Annotated in this window: 6 protein-coding genes; all 6 read left to right on the top strand. The window is 62.0% G+C overall.

Going from position 1 to position 5962, the window contains the following annotated elements:
• On the top strand, window positions 1-600 hold a 600-nt coding region (gene dksA, locus ACK4OE_RS24850; protein ID WP_409889103.1), incomplete at its 5' end, for an RNA polymerase-binding protein DksA.
• A 48-nt stretch (window positions 601-648) separates the two neighbouring features.
• Window positions 649-2394 (top strand): STAS domain-containing protein, encoded by a 1746-nt coding sequence (locus ACK4OE_RS24845; RefSeq protein WP_409889102.1) that lies wholly within the window; start codon window positions 649-651, stop codon window positions 2392-2394.
• 195 nt (window positions 2395-2589) lie between these two features.
• A complete protein-coding gene (gene hslV, locus ACK4OE_RS24840; RefSeq protein ID WP_409780422.1) occupies window positions 2590-3156 on the top strand; it encodes an ATP-dependent protease subunit HslV in 567 nt (188 codons plus the stop codon).
• Between the two features lie 102 nt (window positions 3157-3258).
• Window positions 3259-4584: an ATP-dependent protease ATPase subunit HslU gene (hslU, locus tag ACK4OE_RS24835; RefSeq protein WP_409889101.1), complete on the top strand. Its 1326-nt coding sequence runs from the start codon at window positions 3259-3261 to the stop codon at window positions 4582-4584.
• A 253-nt stretch (window positions 4585-4837) separates the two neighbouring features.
• Complete coding sequence (mraZ, locus tag ACK4OE_RS24830; protein ID WP_057271900.1) at window positions 4838-5266, top strand: division/cell wall cluster transcriptional repressor MraZ; 429 nt, start codon at window positions 4838-4840, stop codon at window positions 5264-5266.
• Between the two features lie 7 nt (window positions 5267-5273).
• Window positions 5274-5962: 16S rRNA (cytosine(1402)-N(4))-methyltransferase RsmH (gene rsmH, locus ACK4OE_RS24825; protein ID WP_409889100.1), on the top strand; the 689-nt coding region annotated here is incomplete at its 3' end.

The raw sequence follows: 5962 nt of genomic DNA, 5'->3' as shown, positions 1-5962 counted from the left end.
GTGCGCACAACCCGGCCTTCTTCCCGACTGGCCCAATTGACCGTACCATCCATGGCCCAGGCAGTGGCCTCGACCGCTGCCAAAGCCAGTTATCTACACACCATGCCCACGACTGCGCAAGCGCACCCGACATTTACGGCTGCGATAAAAGACCCCAAGCTGGCGAACAACTGGAAAACCAAGTCCGCCGCAGAGTTGACCGACGCTGAAGTCACGTCCATGCCTGACAGCGAGTACATGAACGATAAGCAGATGGCGTTTTTCCGCTTGAAGCTCGTTCACCTCAAGCAGGAAATCCACAACAGCGCTGGCGAGACGACGGAGCACCTGCGTGAAGACACCGTGGTGGTGCCCGACCCTGCCGACCGCGCCACCATCGAAGAAGAGCACGCCCTGGAGCTGCGCACCCGCGACCGCGAGCGCAAGCTGCTCAAGAAGATCGAGCAATCCATCGCCCGCATCGACTCTGGTGACTACGGGTACTGCGACGAAACCGGCGAACCCATTGGTGTGGGCCGCCTCATTGCACGCCCCACGGCCACTTTGTCGCTGGAAGCCCAGCAACGCCGCGAACTCAAGCAGAAGATGTTTGGTGATTGATTGGGCCACCCGGCCTGATCGCACCGCGCACCACTCTCACCCCGAGCCATGAGCAAGGAAGAAACCACCCCCGGCGGCCTGCTATCGAAGGTGGTTCGGTTCGTGAAGAACCCGACGGTGAACTGGACTGAACTGGACTCTATCCAGAACGACCGGGATAGCCAGTACAGCAAGCAGATGCTCAAGGAGATGATCGAGCGCAAGCGCCGCAACGACTTTGTGCGGCGCCGTGAGTTCGATCAGCTGCGCAAACTGCGCCAGCGAGAGGTGCTGCAGGGCCAGCGTGTGGAAGACGCTGCGGGCCGGCCCTCGTTCTTTCAGAGCAGCATGGCATCGCCCGACGAGCGCGCCGTCACGCTCAAGAAGATCGACGAGATCGAGGCGCAGATGTCTCAGCAGTGGTGGAAGAGCAAGCAGGGCGCTGATGCCCCCACCCAGCCCGGGGTGATGCCCGAATCCAGCCGAGAAGGCACCGAGTCAGCCCACGCCCGGGCCTACGCACCCACAGCACCTGGCAGCTTGCCCGCGCCACTGGAGAACAAGCCCGCTGTTCAGCCGCTGTTTGCAGATGACAGCATGGCTGTTGGCCGGTTTGGCGGCACCGATGCGTCCATGAGCGGTAGCGGCCCGAACGAAGCATCCTTCATCCCTGCGGCACTAGCAGCAACAACTCCCGCGCCCGCATTCGAACCGGAGGAATTCGTGCACGAACCCGACCTAGAAGAAGCCGCCATCCGGTTTGCCAATGGTGACCACGCAGGTGCAGAGTCTGGCCTGCTGGACGTTTTGGCCCAGCACCAGCAGGATCCGCCCGAGCAGCAGCTCGAAATCTGGATGACGCTGTTCGACCTGTACCGCGCGACCGGGCAACACGACCGGTTTGACACCCTGGCCATCGACTTTGCGGCGCAATACAGCCGTTCTTCGCCGCTGTGGTTCTCGATGCCGGAGCAACTGGGCATGGCGGTGGATGTGACGTCCGCAGCTGGGGCAAGTGCCCCAGCGGGTGCCGTGCGCAAGGATTTCAGCTGGAACGCACCGCCCACGGTGGCCGTGTCTTCTGTGGCGGCTCTGCAGGCTTCACTGACTCGCGCGGCTTCGCCCTGGACGTTGTCCTGGGCGCGCCTTACCTCCATTGATGAGGCCGCTGTGCCGCTGATGGCTGACCAGTTCACCCTGTGGGCGGACCGTGATGGCCAGCTGGTGTTTTCGGGGGTCGAAAAGCTCAATGCCTTGCTGGACGCCAAGGCGCAGTCGGGAGACCGGTCCACCAGCCCCGAATGGTGGCGCCTGCGCATGGCAGCGCTTCGCTTGATGGGCAAGGCGGACGAGTTTGAGCTGGTGGCGCTGGACTACTGCGTGACCTATGAGGTGTCGCCCCCGTCGTGGGTGTCGCCGCGCTGCGGCTATTCGGACAACGAAGGCGCCACCTCGGGCGCGGCTCCGCTGGCGGCCGACAGCGATTTCGGCCCTTCGGACCTGGGTGATGTGTCTGCACCGGCCCCGCTGGACACGGACCCTGCGGCCCAGCTCAGCGGCCATATCGATGGCGACGCTACACCGCTGCTAGAGCCTTTCCAGGCGCTGATGCGTCCCGGCGTGCCGCTCACCATCGCGTGCGACAAGCTCATTCGCGTGGATTTTGCAGCAGCGGGCTCGGTGCTCAACTGGGCGGCAGAGCAGCAAAGCCAGGGTCACGTCATCCAGTTCCACAACCTGCAGCGGCTGGTGGCGATCTTCTTCAACGTGATCGGCATCAACGAACACGCCTGGGTGGCGCCCCGGAAGAATTGACACCCGGTTGAGTCGCTTCGCAGCTCGTGCCCTCAGCGCGCGCAGGTGAGGCGCCGCATCAACGGCATGGCAGCCCTTGCGCCGGTCCTTGGCGTGGTCCGCCCCCGTTTCATGGGTGCCTTCGGTGGATTTGCTTGTTGCATGTGGCGCTGCATTGGCTTGAAAGTGGTGCCTGCGGCCTCATCTGCCGCAGCTATGGATTCATCACAAGACAACCATCCGGTGTTTCACGGCACCACCATCCTGAGCGTGCGCCGCCAGACGCCGCAGGGCGTGCAAGTGGCCATTGGCGGAGACGGCCAAGTCACCCTGGGCAACATCGTCGTCAAGGGCACCGCGCGCAAGGTGCGCAAGCTGCACCACGGCAAGGTGCTGGCGGGTTTTGCGGGCGCCACGGCCGACGCATTCACCCTGTTCGAGCGCTTTGAAGCCAAGCTGGACAAGCACCAGGGCCACCTGGTGCGGGCGGCCATTGAGCTGACAAAGGACTGGCGCACCGATCGCGTGCTGCGCCGCCTCGAAGCCATGCTGGCCGTGGCTGATCTCGAAGCTTCACTCATCATCACAGGCAACGGCGATGTGCTGGAGCCCGAGCAAGGCATTGTGGCCATTGGGTCAGGCGGTGCCTATGCGCACTCGGCCGCCAAGGCGCTGCTCAACCACACTGACCTGTCTGCGCAGGACGTCGTCAAGAAGTCGCTGGAGATTGCAGGTGAGCTGTGCATCTACACCAACATGAACCACACCATCGAGACCCTGTAGGTCGGGTGGCATATGGTTTGGTAGATCGTTTTGATATGTTTTTGATAGCTGCTAGCGCTTGATGGATAAGCGCTAGAGCCCAATTTGACTGGAATTTTCGCCATGTCGTCCATGACCCCCCAGGAAATCGTCTCCGAACTGGACCACCACATCGTGGGCCAGGCCAGTGCCAAGCGCGCTGTGGCCATCGCGCTGCGCAACCGCTGGCGCCGCCAGCAGGTTGAAGGCAGCCTGCGCCAGGAGATCACGCCCAAGAACATCCTCATGATCGGCCCCACGGGGGTCGGCAAAACCGAAATCGCCCGCCGCCTGGCCAAGTTGGCCGATGCGCCCTTCATCAAGGTCGAAGCCACCAAGTTCACCGAGGTGGGCTATGTGGGCAAGGATGTGGATTCCATCATCCGCGACCTGGCCGAAATGGCTGTCAAGCAGACGCGCGAGTCGGAGATGAAGAAGGTGCGTACCCGCGCTGAAGACGCGGCCGAAGAGCGCATTCTGGATGTACTGGTGCCAACGGCCCGCGCCGCTGCGGGCACCGAACCCGTGGCCGACAACACCGCACGGCAGGTGTTCCGCAAGAAGCTGCGCGAAGGCTTGCTGGACGACAAGGACATCGAGATCGACGTCGCCGAAGGCCGTCCGCAACTCGAAATCATGGGCCCGCAGGGCATGGAGGAGATGGCCGAGCAACTGCGTGGCATGTTCAGCCAGATGGGGCAGGACAAACGCAAAACCCGCAAGCTAAAGATCGCTGAAGCCCTGAAGCTCATCACCGACGAAGAGGCGGGTAAGCTCGTCAACGAGGAAGAGATCAAGACCCGCGCCATTGCCAACGCCGAGCAGAACGGGATCGTCTTCATCGACGAGATCGACAAGGTGGCCGCCCGCCAGGAAACCAGTGGGGCCGATGTGTCTCGCCAAGGTGTACAGCGCGACCTGCTGCCGCTGGTGGAGGGCACCACGGTGACCACCAAATACGGAATGATCAAGACGGACCACATCCTGTTCATCGCGTCCGGGGCGTTCCACCTGTCCAAGCCCAGCGACCTGATCCCGGAGCTGCAGGGGCGCTTCCCCATCCGGGTCGAGCTGGAGTCGCTGTCGGTCAAGGATTTCGAGGCCATCCTCACGCAGACCCATGCGTCCCTGGTCAAGCAGTACCAGGCCCTGCTGGCCACCGAAGGGGTCACACTCGAATTTGCGCCCGAAGGCATCACACGGTTGGCGCATATTGCGTTTGAGGTGAACGAGCGCACCGAAAACATCGGCGCGCGCCGGCTGTCGACGGTGATGGAGCGCCTGCTGGACGAGGTGAGTTTTACCGCTACACGCCTGTCGGGCCAGACGATCACCATCGACGCCGCGTATGTGGACGAGCGCCTTCAGGCACTGAGCAAGGACGAAGATTTGTCGCGCTACATCCTGTGACACTCGATGGGGCCTTGAGAGGTCACTTTCATAGGCTTCTGTAAGTTCTTATTTTTCAACGACTTTTGTTTCTTTGCAGGCTGCAGAGTCACGCCTAAGTTGTTGATTTCATTACAAAAGTTTGTTGGGCACCCCTTGCTCGGCGTGCTTTTCCTGCTACAGTGCAAAAAAGTGCAATTAAGTGGTGAAAAGTGCCTTCCAAGCCCATTGCACGGGCCCGGGAGGATCAAAAAACCGAGTTGGGAATCTGTCCGTGTTTCAAGGTGCCTCGTCGCTCAGTCTCGATGCGAAGGGTCGGCTGTCTGTGCCGACCCGGCATCGTGACGTCCTCGCGGCCACGGCATCGGGCCAACTCACCATTACCAAGCACCCGCACGGCTGCCTCATGGTGTTTCCCCGCCCCGAGTGGGAGAAGTTCCGCGAGCGCATTGCCCAGTTGCCCATGTCCGCCCAGTGGTGGAAGCGCATCTTTCTGGGCAACGCCATGGACGTGGACATGGACGCCACCGGCCGCGTGCTGGTTTCTCCCGAGCTGCGCGAAGCGGCCGGTATCTCCAAAGACACCATGCTCCTGGGCATGGGCAACCATTTCGAACTCTGGGACAAGGCCACCTACGACGAGCAGGAAGCCAAGGCCATGCAGGGCGACATGCCGGATGTCTTCAAGGACTTCTCCTTTTAAGGCCCCCGTGACATCCCCTTTGCAACACACCACTGTCCTGCTCAATGAGGCTGTGGACTCTCTCCTGGGCGGTGCAGGCCCACAGCCTGCTGGCACTTGGGTCGATGCGACCTTTGGGCGTGGCGGGCATTCACGCCTGATCCTGCTCCGGCTGGGGCCACAAGGCCAGCTTGTGGCCTTTGACAAAGACCCTGAAGCCATCGCCGAAGCAACGCGCATCACCGATGCGCGTTTTTCCATTCGGCACGAAGGATTTCGACACCTCGCCGATCTGCCTGCGGGCAGTGCGGCGGGCGTGCTGATGGACCTGGGCGTGAGCTCGCCCCAGATCGACAGCCCCGAGCGGGGTTTCAGTTTCCGTTTTGACGGCCCGCTGGACATGCGCATGGACACCACGCGCGGCGAAAGCGTGGCTGATTGGTTGGCCACGGCCGAAGTCGGTCAGATTGCGGAGGTGATACGTGACTACGGTGAAGAACGGTTTGCTGGCCCCATTGCAAAGGCGATTGTTGCGCGGCGCGAAGAGCGGGGGGCTCTTGCAACCACCGCAGAACTGGCCGATCTCGTGGCTGGCACGGTCAAAACCCGCGAAGCGGGCCAGAACCCTGCAACGCGCACATTTCAAGCTCTTCGGATTTTCATCAACGCCGAGCTTGAAGAGCTGCAACAGGCGCTAGAGGCCAGCCTCTCGGTGCT

Origin of the sequence: Acidovorax sp. (genome assembly GCF_046314175.1) — a bacterium.
In the GTDB taxonomy this organism is placed as follows: Bacteria; Pseudomonadota; Gammaproteobacteria; order Burkholderiales; family Burkholderiaceae_C; genus Acidovorax.
Note: the sequence above shows the minus strand (reverse complement) of the source record. Positions and strands in the feature narration are given on the sequence as shown.